The sequence below is a fragment of the Pseudoalteromonas holothuriae genome (assembly GCF_945859825.1).
In the GTDB taxonomy this organism is placed as follows: Bacteria; Pseudomonadota; Gammaproteobacteria; order Enterobacterales; family Alteromonadaceae; genus Pseudoalteromonas; species Pseudoalteromonas holothuriae.
Genome location: NZ_CAMAPC010000002.1, coordinates 103,872 through 122,668, shown reverse-complemented (window position 1 = coordinate 122,668; position 18,797 = coordinate 103,872). Strand labels below are relative to the sequence as shown.

Genomic DNA, 18,797 nt, shown 5'->3' with positions numbered 1-18,797 from the left:
TCCTTTAAATGTGCAAGCTTTGTAATAGAACCGGTGTTTCATTAATTGTCTTATTAATAGCCCACTTTACCATCGGCGGAGGCACAGCATTACCATAAAGTGGATACTGTTTATAAACTGTTGCTGTATCACAATGGTTATCAGGGAAACCTTGAATTCTTGCGTATTCAACATTGGTTAATCTACGAAAGCCATTATGAACCTTGTATCTTTCGTAATGTCGGCTTGTTGTGCAAGTAAGAGTAGGAGCAACTCCATTAGTACCAAAAATTGAGTAACCCATTCTAGCCCCCCCTTTTTGGTTATAAAGTATTTCTACGCCATTATAAAATCTATTGACTTCATCACTATTTTTGATGCGTTCCAGAGTATCTTCATTAAAATAAAAAGCATCGTCAGGTTGTTCATCTAATACTTCATAAAGCATTACATATGGTTGCTTTTCAGAGAAGTTTACAATTTTTTTGTGGAAAAATTTTCCTTTGTAAGCCATTCCCCAGTTACTGAAAGACTTTGTATGAAGAGAAATATCAACCCAATCATCATAAGTTGCAGCATTTTCTAGTTGCTTGGTACTCAACTCTCTAAGATCTTCTTCTGAACATAAATAAGACTGCGGTAGAGTATGTAAATGACCTATGATAATGACCCGTTCTCGACTTTGAGGAAGACCAAAGTTTATAGCGTTTAATACTCTCCACTCTACTAAATACCCAAGATCTGATAGTGAGTTTAAAATAGTCGCAAAGTGTGCGCCTTTGTCCATTGAAAGAAGCCTTTTGACATTTTCCAATACGAAGTACTTAGGTTTCTTTAAGTTAATGATTTCAACTATTTTTTCAAATAAAGTACCTCTAGCATCTTCAATCCCTAACTTCTTACCAGCACTAGAGAATGGTTGACACGGAAAACCACCTGTAAGTAAGTCGTGATCAGGTATTTTTCCAATAAACTCCGCTATATCTCCTTGGTAAAAACCATTATCACTAAACTTATCTCTATAGACTTGAGAAGCTTTTTCTTCTATATCATTTGCAAATACTGTCTCTATGCCTAACTCATCACACGCAAGCCTAAAACCGCCAATTCCGCAAAATAACTCTACAGCTTTCATTATTACTCTCTATTAGACCGGTATTCCGCTATGAAATTTAAAATCATCATCGGCTGTTGATATTAATTCAGCTTCTTTTTGCCCAAAAAATACCACTCGCTCTGTAATATCAAACGCGCTAATTTCTTGTGCTAAAGCTAAGTAATCTTGGAAGTGCCTCGCTTCAGAACGCAGCAGTGATATATAAAAATCACCTAAGCGCTTGTCTACATGCGGTGCAAGCTTAGCAAAACGCTCACACGATCGGGCTTCAATGTATGCACCAACAATCAACTTATCAACTAATGCATCTGGCTCATAGGTTTTAACGTGTCTAAGCATCCCCTTTGCATACCTACAAGGAGTAATGCTTTGATACTCCACGCTATACTCGTCCATGATCTCTAAGACTTGATAAAAATGGTGCAGCTCTTCTTTAATCAGCATCACCATTTTATCTATTAAGTCTTGCCCATAAGGAGTATTTGACTTTGGGATCATCGACTTGGTTAGTTTGTTTTTATCCGCAAGTTCTCGCCAGTTACCTTCACGCTTATAAATAAGTGTCTCGAACGGTTTTAGCCACTCAAGTAATGCATCAGCGCTTTCTTTATCTACTGCATATTTGCGAATTAAAAACATTGCCGACTGCGCCGCTTTTAGCTCACAAATTAAGTGGTCAATTAATATCACCGCAAGGTTTTCTGTTTTTACCGCTTCGGTGATCCACGCCTTTGGCGTTTCACACTGTAAAAAATGATTGATTGGTTTTAGTAATTCTTGCAACTTAAAGTCTCTTATTCACGTATTTGCACTAAATGAGTATGTTCGCTCTACTGCCGGATAGTTTAACACAGTGTCATAGCACTGTATTAACTTAGGCCAAAGAGAACGTAATAAATCGTGCGGATCATATGTACAATTCATGCTATAAAAACACTTGTAATTTGTCTGCCAATTTACTTTTCAAAAGGCACTATATGAAACTCAAAATAAATATCATTGATGCATTTACAGATAAACAATTTAAAGGTAATTCAGCGGCGGTTATTATCACAAAAACTTGGTTAACTAACGAACTCATGCAGTCGATTGCGAGCGAAAACAACCTTTCAGAAACAGCATATATAGTAAAAATTGCAGATCAATACCATTTAAAATGGTTTTCCCCACTGACAGAAATTGAATTTTGTGGTCATGCAACACTAGCCGCATCCTACGTTCTTTTTTCACAAAACCCTAAGGCTGAAAGCTTAAAACTCTATGCCGACTCCGTTGGGGAGATGACCGTCATTAAAACACCAGATGGGCGAATCGAAATGGACTTTCCTAATCGCAAGCCACATGAAATAGAATCTGTCCCGGCACAACTTATTGATGGCCTATCCATAAAGCCTGATAAAGTGCTAAAAAACAATCAAGCCTATTTTGCAATTTACAACAATGCAGAAGATGTACTAGCAGTAACTCAAGATAAACAAAAGCTAATGCAATTAGGGCCGCTTGATGTGGTTGTAACCGCTCTATCTCACGGTAAATACGATTTTATCTCTCGTTATTTTTGGCCAGCCAACGGCGGCGATGAAGACCCGGTAACGGGATCTATTCATACCGGGCTTGCGCCATACTGGGCACAGCAACTTGGTAAAACCAGCCTTGTTGCATATCAAGCCTCAAAACGCGGCGGTGTATTGTATTGCGAGATTGAAAGCGAACGCGTGTTAATAAGTGGGTACGCGGTGAAGTACCTAGAGGGAACAATAGAAATATAGTAAAAGGCAATTCGGGCCTCTTTGACCCGAATTGCTTAGTGTTTTATTTTAACAATTTAGATCTGCGTTGCATCAACACGACAACAAGTACAAGCAAATAGTACCACCCAAGGCTGCCACCACTGCTTCCCTGTTCACTGCTGCTCGTATTATCTTTAGTGTTGGAGTTAGTCGTTTGTGATACTGGTGCTGAAATAGTCACACTAACCGTTTTGCTTGCCGACCCACCTGATATATCAGATACAGTAACTACAAAACTGTCCGCGCCAGTGACATCTGCATTCGCCATATAAGTCACTTCACCAAGCTGATTTATGCTTGCAATACCTTTACCTGCTTGCTCAGCCACCGCATATGTTAACGTATCTCCATCACTATCTGAGGCCGTCAGTATCACCGTTTGGCTTTGGCCACTTACAACCGAAATACTTGCCTCTGTGTCATCAAAAACCGGAGCGTGATTAGGCTGTACAATGGTTACACTGACAGTCTTTTTAGTGAACTCGCCACTAGGGTCCGTTGCAGACACAACGAAAATATCTGTTCCCGTTGCATCCGCATTCGCTGTATAGGTTACTTCACCCAGATGATTGACTGTAGCCTCACCTTTACCTGCTTGCTCAGCCACTGCGTAAGTCAAAGTATCGCCATCTACATCCTGTGCAACTAGTGCAGTGGTTTGGCTTTGACCACTAATAACTGAGATACTGACAACGCTTTGGTCAAAGGCTGGCGCGTCGTTCACGGGCTCAATGTCAATAACAACCTCAAATTGGCTAGCACCACCATGGACGTCTGTTACTAAAAGCAGCGCTTTATCAGCTCCATTTTTATCGTTGGCACCTTTAAAAACTAATTTTGCGTTATCTTTTATTGATAAACTGCCTTTTTCCGGCTGACTAACAATGCTGTAAGTTACAGCATCATTTTCATTATCTGTCGCTGAGAGTAAAGCCTCTACTTGACCTTCTTCTTGTACAGCCATGCTTAAGTCTAAATGAGTAGGCGCCAAATTGACTTGACTGCGATGTATTCGTCCACCAGTATTGCGAGACACGGTAAATAAATTCTTACCACTGCCTAAACCTATGCCATTACTACTGATTTCGAGGTTTTCATCTATTTTTACAGGGGTTACAGGGTCTGAGATATCAAAAAGAGTTCCCTTATCGCCAACCGCCATTAAAAAGTTACCATCAATATGCAAAGTAGCGTTATACCCTCCACCGCCAGCCAAAACACTAAACAATTCAACTGGCTTTTCTGGATTACTTATATCAAAGGTCGTAATCCCTAAATCGTTAGCATCTAGCCTTCGGGGAACATACAAGTGTGCCCCTTTAACTGCAATGTTGCCTATTAGAATTGAATCAAGGTCAATTCGAGTCAACTCAACAATGTTAGATAGATCCGAAGTGTCATAAATAATTAAATCTGCAGTGTCATATAAGGGAACAAATAATAAGTTATCAGAGGATACCAGTTGCTGTATAAGATTATAGCTACCGCCAATTGAGCCTAACTCAATGGACGATACAATATTGAATAACTCATCAATAAAATAAAGTTGATGAAATGCTTGAGCGACATATCCGTTTTTTATTTTGATGATTTGCCCATCACGACCTCCCCAGCCTAAGCTACCATGAGATTCTGAAAGGCCGACGTTGTTCTTTAAATTGCCAGCTAAGTGAGATTCTAGATTTGCATCATGATTAATAACAACTTTATCGCCATTCCATGCAACGCCTTGTAACGTGCCCACAGTATTATACGTCGCACTCTTTAAAGCAGGCTCATTTTCAGAAAGAGACCAAAAATGTAAGTTATTATCTAAAGCAGCAACTGCCAGCTCATTCTCATGCATTGCCATATCAATCACTTGACCAGATTGATTAAAGCTACTTAAACGTGTCACAGATCCATCGCCGTGAATTTTGGCTACTTCAATCCCTTGTGCTGACTTGGTAAAAAAGATTTCATCGCCTACAATTTGTGCATCCCTTAGGAAACCATTTGTTTGTAGTTTAGATTTGTAAGTAATTTCGTGATTGTTTCCAATCTCATACACATCAATACCGCTAAAAGTGTCAAACCCAAAAAACAAATTACCTTTAATCTCAATTTTATTATACCAAGTGTTTTCATTTGATTCGTATATTACACTCAGCTTATTACCTTCGATCTTAGCGACTTGAAATCCCCAGTAATGATATGATAAGAGCCATAAATCCCCCGTTACTTTTGACGTATGATAAGCAGACTTGGCATTTTCAAAAGTAAGTGTCGTTGCTTCTCCTAGTCTGCCATCTTCATATAAAGGTAATCTATATAATACGGCGGGAATATCATCTTGGTTGCTTGTGATGTACAAGACTTGATTGCTGTATGAAGCACTAAAATTGTCAAAGTAATTCGGTTCATTAGGCGCAACTCCGAAGGTTATGTGTTCGCTTTGCTTAATGGTACCGTCATTTGCTATCGTAAAGTGTTCTACTGTTATACCTGCTGAACCACTCGCAATCACATACACATTGTCACCATCACCAGCAATAAGCTTGGCGTCATAACCATAAACCTTCGATTTTAGCTCATCGACAACAACTAAAGAGTTATCAGATGATCTTGCTGAAATAAGATAATTACCCAACGAGCTAGAGCCAAATATTAAAAAATGACCATTATGAGTTATCATATCTTTGGGGGTTATAACTGCTGTACGATCCTTTTTATTGGACAACCTAATTTGATTAACAAGTTCTAATCCCGCTTCTCCGTATTTTAGGATATCTAGGCTCTGGCTAAACGCGTCAGCTCTGCCTTCTTCCCTCAATCCTGACACCACAACAGTGCCATCTTGATAAACGATTCGATTATAAGAGTCTGAACCAAAAGTTTCTTTAAGTACGATGGATGCTGCTTTTTCCTGAGCATTAACATCCACTCCTGTAATTATTACTGCTAGAAAAAGCAGTACTTTTATAGTGTGTGAAAACATGTGATGCAATACCTGCATTTTACAACCCTGTATCATTATTCTGTGTATATGTTTTTGATGAATTTATGTTAAGTAATATCAGACTTTTTCTGGATAAAGCGCAAAGGAAAGATCGATACACCTTTTTGTGAATATTCCAATTATCGAGTCACTTTAAGAGATTTACCTATAATAGAAAGCCCAGTTAATCATACGCATCACTAATGTCATTAGCAATTAAGCAACAAACGTCATGTAAATGGATGTAAATATCTTAGTCCAAGTAAGGGCTATAAAGGTTTTTCTAATGAATTTGTTTGTTTTATTGCAAATGGTTAAAACGGTATTTCACACTAAATAGTCAACTTTAGGAGATATATTATCTTAGCGTTCGAAATGTTCTGAGCATGTCAATCAGGCAAAAGTCCCGTCTCTTATGACGATGAAGACCCGGTAATGGGCTCTATTCATACAGGCCTTGCTCCTTACTGGGCGCAGCAACTTGGTAAAAATAGCCTTGTCGCTTATCAAGAGTCAAAACGTGGTGGAGTATTGTACTGCAAGATTGAAAGCGAACGCGTGTTAATAAGTGGGTATGCAGTGAAGTACCTAGAGGGAGTAATTGAGGCTTAACTTTTTTAAGGGTGGCATAAATCTCTAATTTAAGCCTAAACCAAATGGTATCCAAATATCTCTATTTAGATACCATGTTACAAACCAGTTAAAGCATTATAATTGGCTATTGCATTTGCCTTGTTTGGCCAGTTTTAAGGCTGAAACCGCTTTTTTACCTTCTTCTTCGCTAACCACTTCTACATTAGCACCACCAACGAAAGCACCTAACTTAATATACTGTTCAACAAAATAATGCTTACCCGTTTGTGTCTCTAGCTTCAGTTCATTTGCAGAAAACTCAGATTCTGTTGCTATTGCGTGTTCTTTATTTCCCTCTACCTCAGTATAGAAGAAGACTTTTGGTGCTGTTTCCCCAACACATTTACCATCCACCCAAACGTCTTTTTTGAGAGCGGCTCCAAGCATTGAGTCTCTATAAATATATAACCCAGCCATACCATCAGAAGGTGCTGAAAACTGCTTTGCCTGTTCCGACAACTCTTTTGGCTCAAGTGGAACTGACGAACATCCCGCGAACAATGTAACAGCAGCTACAAATAATAGTGATTTTTTGAACATAGTTACTCCAGTGCTCATTATTTTTATATTTCCTAAAATTAGGCGAGCTGGATAATACTTCTCAAATACATTATTAACAATTAAGAAATAGTCTCGGTGTAAATATTTGTAAATGAAGTGGTAATAGGTACAGTTGATTTATTGACAAATTACACAGAACCTATTCACAGCCAGCGATTAACACCTAAATAACTTCATTAGTCGTTAGTATTGTACGAGAGGTAAACTTTGCTAGGTTCTGAATGTTTCAATTAGACAAAAGTTTAACGTATTCTTGACAAAAATCGGCCCGTCTCTCATAACTAAACAGACGCTGTATAAAAATAACTCAAAATATTAAAGAGGCAGATTATGATTTTAAACCACTTATGGGGCTTATATGCTCATCCACTCGAAGAGTGGCAAACCATCGATAACCGTCATGAAAGCATGAGATATAGTCTATCCCACATCGCTTTAATTGCACTTATTCCGAGTATTATGGGTTATTACTCTTCAGTGCATCTAGGTTGGAGAATTGGTGTAGGAGAAGCGGTATATCTTACCCATGAAAGCGCACTACTCATTGCGGCTGCTATGTACAGCGCATTGATTTTAGGAATTTTTGCGTTATCTTACTTATCTCATTGGATGGCTGTCACATTTGGCGCTAAACCTACTTTTACACAAACAATTGAGCTGTCGGCTTACACCGCAACACCCATGTTTATGTCGGCGTTTTCAGCATTCTACCCGGAGCTTTGGTTTGTGGTCAGTGTTGGCTTGGTGGCATTAGCTTACTCTGTCTATTTGCTATATACCGGAGTACCTATACTCATGCATATTCCAGAAGAGCGAGGTTTTATTTACGCAAGCTCTGTAGTTACTTGTGGCCTTATTCTATTGGTGATCATTCTTGCGGCTACTGCCATTTTATGGACCAACGGCATTATTAGCCCAACTTTTAGTTAACGATACGCATCACTTTACAAAAATGAGATACAAAAAAGGAGCGTTTAACGCTCCTTTTTTATTTTCTAGAGGGTTACTCTTCACCAGTTTCCTGATTATGTAACTCTAAACTAGAAGACATCGCTTTTTCACGGGTTGATTTTGCTGAGTCATTGCGCATCGCATCAACACGATTCAAATAGTTCTGATCAATATCCCCAGTAATGTATTGACCATCAAATACGGATGTTTCAAAACTGGTTATCTCAGGATTCTCTTCACGTACCGCTGCAATTAAATCTGGTAGCGATTGATAGATTAAACCATCAGCACCTATACTTGCATTGATATCTTCAACCTCACGACCATGGGCTATCAATTCCGCTGCAGATGGCATATCAATGCCATACACATTAGGGAATCGTACTTCAGGCGCAGCAGACGCAAAGTAAACGTTCTTAGCACCAGCGTCACGAGCCATCTCAACGATTTGCGCTGAGGTAGTACCACGTACAATTGAGTCGTCGACTAATAGTACATTTTTCCCTTTAAATTCACTGTCAATTGCATTTAACTTACGACGCACCGACTTTTTACGCATTTCCTGACCAGGCATAATGAAAGTGCGGCCAATATAACGGTTTTTAACAAAGCCTTGACGGTATGGCAAATCTAATATTGAAGCTATTTCTAAAGCAATATCACAAGATGTTTCAGGGATAGGTATTACCACATCTATCTCTTTATCTGACCAATCTTTAGCTATTTTTTCACCTAACTTAGTACCCATGTTCATACGAGTTGCATACACCGACATTTTATCCATAACAGAATCCGGACGTGCAAAATATACAAACTCAAAAATACAGGGTGAATGACTGGTTTTTTCAGCACAAGATTGTGAGTAGAATTCTCCAGCTTCGTTAACATAAATCGCTTCACCCGGCGCTACATCTCGGACAAAATCATAACCATCAATTTTCAGCGCCACACTTTCAGAAGCAAACATGTACTCAGTACCTTGCGCGGTTTCACGCTTACCAAAAACTAAGGGGCGTATACCACTTGGGTCTCTAAATGCCAAAACACCATGACCAATGATCATCGCAATGCTTGCATAACCACCAATAACTTGACTATTGACTTCACTGATAGCTGCAAACATATCTTGCGCATCCAGCTTCATCTTTTGTGTCTTGCCCAATTCGTGAGCAAGAATATTCAAAAGAATTTCTGAGTCCGACGTGGTGTTAACATGACGACGAGCCTGAGTAAATAACCGCTCTTTTAGTGCCTCAGCATTGGTTAAATTACCGTTATGCGCAAGCGCAATTCCAAAAGGTGAGTTTACATAAAAAGGCTGCGCTTCAGCTGAGCTTGAAGATCCTGCAGTTGGGTAACGTACATGACCGATACCAATGCTGCCTTGTAGCCGCTTCATATGACGTGTATGAAACACATCTTTTACTAAGCCATTTGCTTTACGTAAGCTAAACGTATTGTTGTCAATGGTAATTATACCTGCCGCATCTTGACCACGGTGCTGCAAAACAGTTAAGCCATCATAGATCGCCTGATTAACAGGAGACTTTCCGACTATCCCAACGATACCACACATTAAATTTTCCTCGCCGATTAACGGTTTACTGAATTTAAAAAGCTGGAGTTATGCTCTAGATAGGAGAAAAACCACTCTATTACAAAGCCAAATTCAGGGATCAAAGTAGATGCTGGCCACCACTGCGTATTTGGCGCATTGGTGAATGCATCCAGAAAAAACAATAAGGCGCTCACGACCAACACGCCTCTTAAAGCACCAAACACTAATCCAAAGATCCTGTCTGTGCCGGTTAAGCCTGTGCGTTGCACAATCTCACCTAAAATATAGTTAACAAATCCACCCAACAGTAACGTCGCAAAAAATAATATGGCAATTGCGGCGGCATTTCTTAAAAGGGGTTCTGAAATGGGAGTTAGGAAGGTTGCTAAATATTGGTAAAACAAGCTGGAGATGAAAAAGGCGCCAATCCAAACGGCTAATGACATCGCTTCTTTTACAAAGCCACGAATTAATCCAAATAAAGTCGATAATCCGACGATACCGGCAATGGTGTAATCAACCCAGATCATATAAACCAATAAGTCGTTAATTTGGGGCGCATTCTATAAGAGCTGCAGGGTAATTACCAGATCATTTTACAATTTCAAATTGTGTCAAACGCACATTAAGTTTAGTTAATGTCTTTAATTTTGGTAACTTAGCTTCGAGTTTTGCCTTATTTAAATCAGGCCCTACAAACACTTTAGTGAGTGTACCGTTAGGTGTTTTAACTGGTCGTGTAAATGCTTTAAAACCATTTTTCTTGAGTTTGGCGACTAACGCATCAACGTTTGGTTTGTGAGAAAAGCTGCCTAGTTGAATCACATAGGCCATACTTGTTAAGTTAGAACTAGGCTCGCGTTTAGGTTCTGACGCTGATATAGCAACCTGCTTAGGCGTTGATTTTTGTTCAATTTTAGGTTTATCACTCTGTGTTGGCGCTTCTTGGGATTCAACGGTAATATCGTCATCAGTACTTGCGGCAACAAACTTGTGATCATCAGATGCAATATCTTCAATCGGTGCACCTTGCACCTGCGGCGCTTGAGCTGCACGTTCATCAATAACAGCTTGTAAGTCTACGGTTGCGAACTCAGGACGCTCAGGAATTGCTTTGAAGCCTTCTTTGAAGTGCACTTTTTCACCATCAAGAATATTTGGAATAAAAATGATGGCGGCTACAACAACAATACTAGTGCCCACTAAACGGTTTATAAATCCTGAGTCCACGTTACTACTCTCTATTTTTTATTTTTGCCAATACTCAATGGCTTGAGCCACTGTAACAAACGAGCCAAATATAATAAGTGCAGTATCACTTGGCTGCATCGGAACAATATTATCTAGCGCTGAACTAATATCACTGTAGCATGTTGCTTGTAAGGGTAATAAAGCACGCAAGTTCTCTGCCTGTTCAGCCCTTGGACCTTGCAAAGAAGCACATGACCAAATATCAACCACGCCAGATACTTCGTTGATCACACTTGCTTTATCTTTATCTGCAAGCATAGCGATTAATACATGAATTTTAAACCCTTGTGACTTTAGCTGAATCATTTTTTGTCGTAAATAGCGCGCTGATTCAGGATTATGCGCCACATCGGTATATACTTTAGGCGTGTCACTCAAGCATTGAAAACGCCCTTCTACGGTAAGTGAAGCTAAGCATGAAGTAATCACCTCTTGCGCTGGTAGTAAAGCCAGTTTAGCAAGTAGTGTTAGCGCTGTTGAAACATTTTGAATCGGGATAGTTGGCGTGGCAAATTCATAATGGTAGTTTTGATACTGCCATTTAAAACCCTCAAGCGTAACTGAATGGTTAAAATCACGATTAGCCAGCACCATGTCTGCGTTAATTGCTTGACCGTAGTCAGTGACTGTGTGAGGTATATCTAAATCACCAACAATTGCAACGGTGTTAGGCCTAAAAATACCAGCTTTATCGTAACCAACAAGTTCCCTAGTATCACCAAGGTACTCTTTATGGTCTAAGTCAATAGTGGTGATCACACTCGCATAAGGGGTCACAATGTTTGTGGCATCAAAACGCCCGCCTAAACCCACTTCTAAAAGTATAAAATCAACGTTATAGCGCTTAAATATTGCAAGCGCGCCCAATGTACCATACTCAAAAAATGTCAGTTGCGTATCGCCTCTGCCTGTATCCAGCATATAAAATGCATCGATATGATCTTGGTCACTTAACGCTTTGCCATTGATACGAACACGCTCGTTATAGTGTATTAAATGAGGAGAAGCGTAAGTGCCAACACGGTAACCTTGGGCCAGTAAAATGGATTCTAAACAACGAGCTGTTGTGCCTTTACCGTTCGTGCCACCGATTAAAATAATCTTGCTTGATGTATTGAGTATCTGGGTTTGCTCAGCAACGCGTTTTACACGTTCGAGTCCCATTTCGATGGTTGAAGGGTGAACACCCTCAATATAACAAAGCCAATCATCAAGGCTTGATGATTGGCTTGGAGTATGAACTGTCATCAAATAGTAGCTTAACTAAAGAAATTTACGCTACTCTATGCTCTTGTTCAGTAGAAGGCAAGTCCATAAACTTTGCCAAAATGCGAGCCAATGTGTCACGCATTTCGCGGCGGTCGACAATCATATCAATTGCACCATGCTCTAGTAAGAACTCACTACGTTGGAACCCTTCAGGAAGTGTTTCACGTACTGTTTGCTCAATAACACGAGGCCCTGCAAAACCAATAAGCGCCTTTGGTTCAGCAACGTTGATATCTCCAAGCATCGCTAAAGAGGCTGAAACACCTCCCATTGTTGGGTCTGTTAATACTGAGATAAATGGCAGTCCACGCTCTGACATTTTAGCCAGTGCAGCACTGGTTTTTGCCATTTGCATTAATGACATCAATGCCTCTTGCATGCGTGCTCCACCTGACGATGAAAAGCAGATTAATGGCATATCATGCTTTAAACATTCATCTACCGCATCAACAAAGCGCGCACCAACAACCGATGCCATTGAGCCACCCATAAAAGCAAACTCAAATGATACAGCTGCCACAGGCATGCCTTTAAGGCGACCCTTCATGGCAACCAGCGCGTCTTTTTCACCACTGACTTTTTGGGCCGCGCTAATACGGTCTGAGTATTTTTTTGAATCTTTGAACTTCAGAATGTCTTTTGGCTCATGATGCGCCCCCAATTCCTGACGTTCAGCATCATCCAAAAATAGCTCCAAACGTTTTCTAGCACTCAAACGCATATGATGATCGCATTTAGGACATACGTTTAGAGACTTTTCTAATTCAGCTTTGTATAAAATAGAATCACAATCGGCACATTTTGCCCAAACACCTTCAGGGATCTCTTTTTTACCTGTCGATTTAGTCGTCTTAGGTAAGATTTTTTCTAACCAACTCATTGGCAACTCTCTTATTGCTAATTCTGTGTCGCAATGTCTGTGTCTGTACAGACAAATTTTATTAATTAAAACATGAATTAGTTGCCAGAGATATAAAAAACTGGTCTTAGTAGTCCAATATATTCTAGCTCTTTAGCAACTAATTTGAATGATTATTCCGGTAAAAACAATGGTCCTAGTGGCGTTGAAGGAATTTGCCACTTATCAGGATAATCCACATCAACCAAATATAAGCCATTTGGTTTAGCCGTAGCACTGGCCTGAGTACGGTCTTTGATGGTCAATAAATGCGCCATCCAATCAGGTGATTCTTTACCAATACCAATATCAATTAAACACCCAGTAATATTTCTTACCATATGGTGCAAAAACGCATTAGCTTTGATATCTATCACCACATACTTGCCAACTCTTTGAACATCTAAGTGGTGAATGTTGCGAAAAGGTGTATTAGACTGGCAGTGAACCGCTCTAAAAGAAGTAAAATCTTGCTCACCTAACATGGCCGGACAAGCGGCTTGCATCAGTTTTTCGTCCAACTGATGGTGATAGTGCGTCACGCCACTGCGTAAAATTCCTGGTCGATATGGGTGATTATAAATTACGTAACGATAGCGTCTTGCCGTGGCGCTAAAGCGTGCATGAAATTCATCATCAACTTGCACCGCATAGCGAATAGCAATGTCATCTGGTAATTGCGAATTAAGCCCAAGGGTAAAAGCACTCATATCTCGCTGAGCATGAGTATCAAAATGTACAACTTGGCCTGTCGCGTGTACACCTGCATCGGTGCGTCCTGCACACACAATATCCACACGATGATTGCATATCCGTGACAACGCCGTTTCTAACTCTTGTTGAATACTATTCACATGTGATTGTCGTTGCCAACCACTATAATTTGCACCATTATACTCAATACCTAATGCAACACGCATAGTCACTCTTTACCTCTTTTCACAATAGCGGTGCATTTTATGCGATTGCAGTTGCGAATAAAAGCACAGAGACACCAACACACCAGCTAATCACAACTTAATATCATAAATAAAGACTTAACTAAGCTGTTTTAGCTTTAGCCGTTCACAAAATGCGGCAACCTCAGAACCTGCAATTGGAGGGCTATAAAAGTAGCCTTGTACAATAAAACAGTTATTTTTTTGTAAAAATTCAACTTGCTCTTTTGTTTCAACACCTTCAGCAACAACTTGCAATTGCAGCTTCTGTGCCATAGCAATTATTGCAGCCGTGATCTCCATATCATTTTGGTCCTCAGGAATATCTTTAACAAAAGAACGATCGACTTTTAACATGTCCACAGGAAAGCGCTTCAAGTAGCTCAAGGAAGAATAGCCTGTACCAAAGTCATCAATCGATAAAGCCACACCCAATTTTTTAATCTCATGGAGTTGTGCAATTGCAGCTTCTACATTACCCATTAACATACTTTCTGTTAACTCAAGATGCAGCAAATGCGGTGGCATGTTAGTACGTTTAAACACTTCCGATAAAGTGCTTATTAAACGTTCATCTTTAAACTGACGAGCAGAGAGGTTAATCGACATATTACCTGCTTTACCCATTGCTTGTAACTGAGTTGAAAAACCACACGCTTCTTCAAGTACCCACGCACCCAACTCAACAATTAAACCCGTGGCCTCTGCAATATGAATAAATTTATCTGGTGGAATAAAGCCTTGCTCAGGATGATACCAACGGATTAAAGCTTCATAACCTATTACCTCCAAAGTTTTACTATTAACTTGGGGCTGATAGTGTAGTCTAAATTGCCGTTCTTTAATCGCAATACGTAACTCATTCTCAATATATAACCGCTCGTTCGCAGCGGCATCTAATTCCTGAGAATAAAAATGGAAAGTATTACGCCCTTTCGCTTTTGCTTCATACATTGCTAAATCTGCATGCTTTAGCAATTGTTCTTCTTCTTGGCTATCAAAAGGTGCCATAGTAATCCCAATACTGGCACTCACAATCACCTCATTATTACCAAGTTTAATTGGCTTATTAATTGTACGCTGAATTGTATGTGCGACATCCATCGCGTTATCACGATTATCAATCCCACTGAGTAACACCGCAAATTCATCCCCACCAAGGCGAGCGATGGTATCTTCTGCTCGCAATCGGTTTTTAAGCCTCTCAGCCACTTCAACCAGCAACCTATCCCCGGCATCATGGCCTAAAGTATCGTTGATCCGTTTAAATTCATCTAAATCGAAATAAAACAGCGCAAAGGCGTAATGACCTCGCCCCGCTAAAGCCATCGACTTTCGCAGTTGCATTCTAAAGTACGCTCTATTCGCTAAACCCGTTAATGCATCAAAGTACGCTAACTCTTCCATTTTCCGTTGGCTTTCTTTGACAAAAGAAATATCTTGAGCTGAAGCAACATAGCTTGAAATAGTGCCATCTACTTCACGAATAGGAGAAATACTCAAGCTCACCCAAATTGGGGCAACGCCAGAACCTGCAAGTATTGTATCACCCCTCCAGTAATTTCGACTTCTTAGGTCTATGTCAATATCATCAACCAAAATAGCCATATCGGATGAGATAATATTGAGCAGCGACTGACCAATAAAGTGCTCTGGAGTAAACCCTGTCATTTCGACCATTTTTGGGTTTACATAATCTATTTCAAACTTACCATTGGTAATTGCCACTGCAGTGCCAGAAAAAGACACCGCTTTAGATAGTCGATTTGCTTGTTTTTCTGCTTTTTCTTTTTCTGCAATTCGCTGGTTTAAACCACTAACGAGTACTTTAATTTCACTACTCATTTTATTTACCGCATCGTTAAGTAGCCCTATTTCATCATTACTCGTTGGTAAGTTAGGTGTTTCCCACAAGCCTTTTCCAAAACCACTAACAGCTCCAACAAGTGCATTAATGCGACTTAAAACAAGTTGATATAAGACCTGATGGAGTAACAATGCAACAAACGCGGCATATAAAATAAATAATCCAAAAAACTTTATTTTCAACGCTTCAATAGTGGTTAAACTTGAATCCCGTTTTTTATAAACACCTAAATACCAACCTAACTGTTTGAGTTTAACAATGTTAATAATATGCGCTTGTCCTTCACGCTGAAACTCACCCTGATATTCAAACAACTTGGCTTCAACAACAGGCTGGAATACTTTATCCAGTTCAGGAAAAAGTGCTAAAGGCATATTCGTATCATGATTTTGTACACTCGTTTTACTCATGCTAGGTGCAGCTATTACCTTTCCTTGTGTATTAACAATCGCGAAATTCTGATGATCATCTGATAAGAAAAGTTGAGATAACATATGTTTAAGTTCAATATCTGAACCTGTAAAACCAACATACTCATCTTTATAATAGAGTGGCACTAAAATACTAATCACCCACTTATTCCACACTTTATCGAAATGCACGTCTGACCAAAGCCCTTCCCTAGTAGGGTTTAACTCCTCTCGAAGCATGGGCAAAAAGTGAGAATTAAATTCTAACTGTTTATCGTCATTGTTTATCAAGGCATTAGGCGGCGATACACGTACAAAATCAGTACTCATGCTAACGTAAAAATTAAAAAAATCCTGCAAAAGCACGGGGGCTAACACGTTCCATAACGATTCTGATTGAGAAAAAAGGTGTTGCTGCTCAGTGGTCAGTTCAACACCTTTAAGCTGTGCAGCAGATAGGCCATTGCTAGCGGTACTTTGGAATACACCTTGTTTAAAACTAATATCAACAGGTAGCACGTTAGATATATTATTTGTTTGATACAGTAACTCTTTTGCAACAGTCGTATTCGCTTGCTCAGCGAGGTTAGATTTATGATCTAAATACTGATTAAAACGTTTAACTACTTGGCGACTAACATGTTTAAGCTGCTCATACTCTTCTTGAACAAGCTGCCTTTCTTCTGATTTTAGCATTAATGCAGCTGCAAAAATGCCCGCGATCACACATACTGCTGAAATAAGTACAGATAGTTTAACACTGAGCGAGTGTATACCTAAACGCGAAGGGGGTCGGCGATTGGCCACGGCTAAACCCTTATATTGGTTATTATTTTTATGCTAACTTAGTCGAGCAAATATAACAGATACTTTAGAGTTACGCCAAGACTGTAAACGACTCTCTTTGTTAAATTAAAGTAGGGGTTGTTGATCTTTGAGGTATGAATTTTGTTCAAATCAAAGACTTTCATTACGCGAAATGAGCAATGCAGCATAATAATTTATGTCAGTTGCGAATGACAAAGTAGTTGAAGCCTTTGGTTGAAGCCTTTGGGCAGCGCCATTCGGGCATTTTTTCTGCGTTATCACCTGACTTACATAGAATAACTATGCGACGCAGGCTCTATCTTGCCATAATACCCGAATGACTGCTGCAAAAACACACAGCAAAGATCAACAGCCCCTTATAATCTGTTATTTGGCAAACTAAAGCTTGTGGAACTAATTTAAAGTATGCTAATAATGTGTGCAGTATTATAATTTAACACTAAGACTATGAATTTAATTGTTACTCGCACTTACCTATTTTTCTTTTTTAGCTTCTTTTATTGATGAGGCTTATCTGTTTGCGCGTAACACCAAATAAATAAGCCTCCCAACCGGGAGGTTTTTTTTTGCCAATGGGAATGAGGACCTATGACTGAAAATACACTGAACGCCCTAAGAAGCGATATCAACGAGATTGATTCTGAGTTGTTAATATTGCTAGCAAAGCGACGTCGGATAAGCTTTAGCGTATTAGAATATAAAATCGCTAACCAAAAGCCTGTTCGAGACGAGCATCGAGAGCAAATCCTACTAGAAAAGCTCATTAGCTATGGGAAATCATTAGGTTTAGACGCTTTTTATATCAACAATGTTTTTCAAACTATTTTAGAAGATTCTGTTTTAAATCAACAAGCACTGCTTCAAAAAAACCTTAACCCTGATACCGTAAGTGACACACACCGTGTTGCATACCTTGGCGGCCCAGGCTCATACAGTCAATTAGCATGCCATAAGTATTTTAGTCGCAGGCCTGGAAAGCTGGTTGAAATGGGCTGCCAAAACTTTGAACAAATTACCGAACAAGTAGAAAAAGGCCAAGCTGATTATGGTTTATTACCCATTGAAAATACCAGCTCTGGAAGTATCAATGAAGTGTTTGACCTACTCCAACATGCACAAGTATCAATTATTGGAGAAGTAACGCACACCGTTGAACATTGCTTATTAGCCAACCCAGATACACAATTAAAAGAGATTCAGAAAATTTTTGCTCATCCACAGCCCTTTGCCCAATGTAGCAAATTTGTCCAAGGTCTTGGAGATGTGCTCCATGAAACCTGTGATTCAACCTCAAGTGCATTACAAAGCGCACTAAACACACCAAATAGCGCTGCAATTGGCTCTGCACAAGCTGGAAAAGATGTAGGTTTAGAAGTTATAAAAACAGCACTTGCAAATCAAACTGAAAACCATAGCCGATTCATCGTTGTTGCACGAAAAGCAATGCAGGTATCTAACCAAATACCTACAAAGACCAGTTTAATTATGGCGACTAAACAACAAGTCGGTTCTTTAGCTGATGCATTAATGGTATTTAAACAGCATAGTATCAATATGGTGAAACTAGAATCACGCCCAGTGCCTGGCAACCCTTGGGAAGAGGTGTTCTACGTCGACCTTATCGCAAATATCGCTATGCCTAATGTGCAAAATGCGCTTGAGGAATTAAAAGACCATACCCAATATGTGCGTATTCTAGGCTGTTATCAAAGCGAATCTATGCAAGCAGTTGATGTATTTTAAACCTTAAATTACATCCTTCATTGAACA

At 39.6% G+C, this 18,797-nt stretch carries 14 protein-coding genes and 1 pseudogene; 4 read left to right on the top strand and 11 right to left on the bottom strand.

Annotated features, from left to right (window positions below):
- Positions 1 to 4 precede the first annotated feature (4 nt).
- Positions 5 to 1,114: a DNA cytosine methyltransferase gene (locus OCI93_RS02820; RefSeq protein ID WP_261625737.1), complete on the bottom strand. Its 1,110-nt coding sequence runs from the start codon at positions 1,112 to 1,114 to the stop codon at positions 5 to 7.
- A 12-nt stretch (positions 1,115 to 1,126) separates the two neighbouring features.
- The gene (gene miaE, locus OCI93_RS02815) at positions 1,127 to 1,879 is read right to left on the bottom strand and encodes a tRNA isopentenyl-2-thiomethyl-A-37 hydroxylase MiaE (RefSeq protein WP_261593274.1); all 753 of its coding nucleotides are present in this window, start codon (positions 1,877 to 1,879) and stop codon (positions 1,127 to 1,129) included.
- Positions 1,880 to 2,073: 194 nt separating this feature from the next.
- On the opposite strand from miaE, the gene OCI93_RS02810 reads away from it, so the two are divergent.
- Positions 2,074 to 2,865 carry a PhzF family phenazine biosynthesis protein gene (locus OCI93_RS02810; protein ID WP_261625736.1) on the top strand — a complete coding sequence of 264 codons (792 nt, stop codon included), beginning with the start codon at positions 2,074 to 2,076 and terminating at the stop codon, positions 2,863 to 2,865.
- A 43-nt stretch (positions 2,866 to 2,908) separates the two neighbouring features.
- On the opposite strand, the gene OCI93_RS02805 is transcribed toward OCI93_RS02810, so the two are convergent.
- Positions 2,909 to 5,863: an LVIVD repeat-containing protein gene (locus OCI93_RS02805; RefSeq protein WP_261625735.1), complete on the bottom strand. Its 2,955-nt coding sequence runs from the start codon at positions 5,861 to 5,863 to the stop codon at positions 2,909 to 2,911.
- Between the two features lie 405 nt (positions 5,864 to 6,268).
- Between OCI93_RS02805 and OCI93_RS02800 the strand changes: the two are divergent.
- Positions 6,269 to 6,475, top strand: a pseudogene (locus OCI93_RS02800) (PhzF family phenazine biosynthesis protein); the annotation flags it as partial.
- A 96-nt stretch (positions 6,476 to 6,571) separates the two neighbouring features.
- On the opposite strand, the gene OCI93_RS02795 reads toward OCI93_RS02800, so the two are convergent.
- Positions 6,572 to 7,036 carry a DUF2846 domain-containing protein gene (locus tag OCI93_RS02795; RefSeq protein WP_261625734.1) on the bottom strand — a complete coding sequence of 155 codons (465 nt, stop codon included), beginning with the start codon at positions 7,034 to 7,036 and terminating at the stop codon, positions 6,572 to 6,574.
- A 351-nt stretch (positions 7,037 to 7,387) separates the two neighbouring features.
- On the opposite strand from OCI93_RS02795, the gene OCI93_RS02790 reads away from it, so the two are divergent.
- A complete protein-coding gene (locus OCI93_RS02790; RefSeq protein ID WP_261593270.1) occupies positions 7,388 to 7,987 on the top strand; it encodes a Yip1 family protein in 600 nt (199 codons plus the stop codon).
- Between the two features lie 73 nt (positions 7,988 to 8,060).
- Here OCI93_RS02790 and purF read toward each other — a convergent pair whose 3' ends face one another.
- The 7 genes from purF to OCI93_RS02755 all read right to left on the bottom strand — a co-directional run bounded on the left by purF (position 8,061) and on the right by OCI93_RS02755 (position 17,006).
- On the bottom strand, positions 8,061 to 9,584 hold the full coding sequence (gene purF / locus OCI93_RS02785; protein ID WP_261593269.1) for an amidophosphoribosyltransferase: 1,524 nt from the start codon (positions 9,582 to 9,584) through the stop codon (positions 8,061 to 8,063).
- A 17-nt stretch (positions 9,585 to 9,601) separates the two neighbouring features.
- Positions 9,602 to 10,096, bottom strand: coding sequence for a CvpA family protein (locus OCI93_RS02780; RefSeq protein WP_261593268.1), 495 nt, complete (start codon positions 10,094 to 10,096; stop codon positions 9,602 to 9,604).
- Positions 10,097 to 10,157: 61 nt separating this feature from the next.
- Complete coding sequence (locus OCI93_RS02775) at positions 10,158 to 10,796, bottom strand: SPOR domain-containing protein (protein ID WP_261625733.1); 639 nt, start codon at positions 10,794 to 10,796, stop codon at positions 10,158 to 10,160.
- 18 nt (positions 10,797 to 10,814) lie between these two features.
- Positions 10,815 to 12,065, bottom strand: coding sequence for a bifunctional tetrahydrofolate synthase/dihydrofolate synthase (folC, locus tag OCI93_RS02770; protein WP_261625732.1), 1,251 nt, complete (start codon positions 12,063 to 12,065; stop codon positions 10,815 to 10,817).
- Positions 12,066 to 12,090: 25 nt separating this feature from the next.
- Positions 12,091 to 12,966: an acetyl-CoA carboxylase, carboxyltransferase subunit beta gene (gene accD, locus OCI93_RS02765; protein WP_261593264.1), complete on the bottom strand. Its 876-nt coding sequence runs from the start codon at positions 12,964 to 12,966 to the stop codon at positions 12,091 to 12,093.
- A 152-nt stretch (positions 12,967 to 13,118) separates the two neighbouring features.
- Positions 13,119 to 13,904: a tRNA pseudouridine(38-40) synthase TruA gene (gene truA / locus OCI93_RS02760; protein WP_261593263.1), complete on the bottom strand. Its 786-nt coding sequence runs from the start codon at positions 13,902 to 13,904 to the stop codon at positions 13,119 to 13,121.
- 117 nt (positions 13,905 to 14,021) lie between these two features.
- Positions 14,022 to 17,006, bottom strand: a complete 2,985-nt coding sequence (locus OCI93_RS02755) for an EAL domain-containing protein (protein WP_261625731.1) — start codon at positions 17,004 to 17,006, stop codon at positions 14,022 to 14,024.
- A gap of 609 nt (positions 17,007 to 17,615) precedes the next feature.
- Between OCI93_RS02755 and OCI93_RS02750 the strand changes: the two genes are divergently transcribed.
- The gene (locus OCI93_RS02750; RefSeq protein ID WP_261625730.1) at positions 17,616 to 18,770 is read left to right on the top strand and encodes a chorismate mutase; all 1,155 of its coding nucleotides are present in this window, start codon (positions 17,616 to 17,618) and stop codon (positions 18,768 to 18,770) included.
- Positions 18,771 to 18,797: the final 27 nt, after the last annotated feature.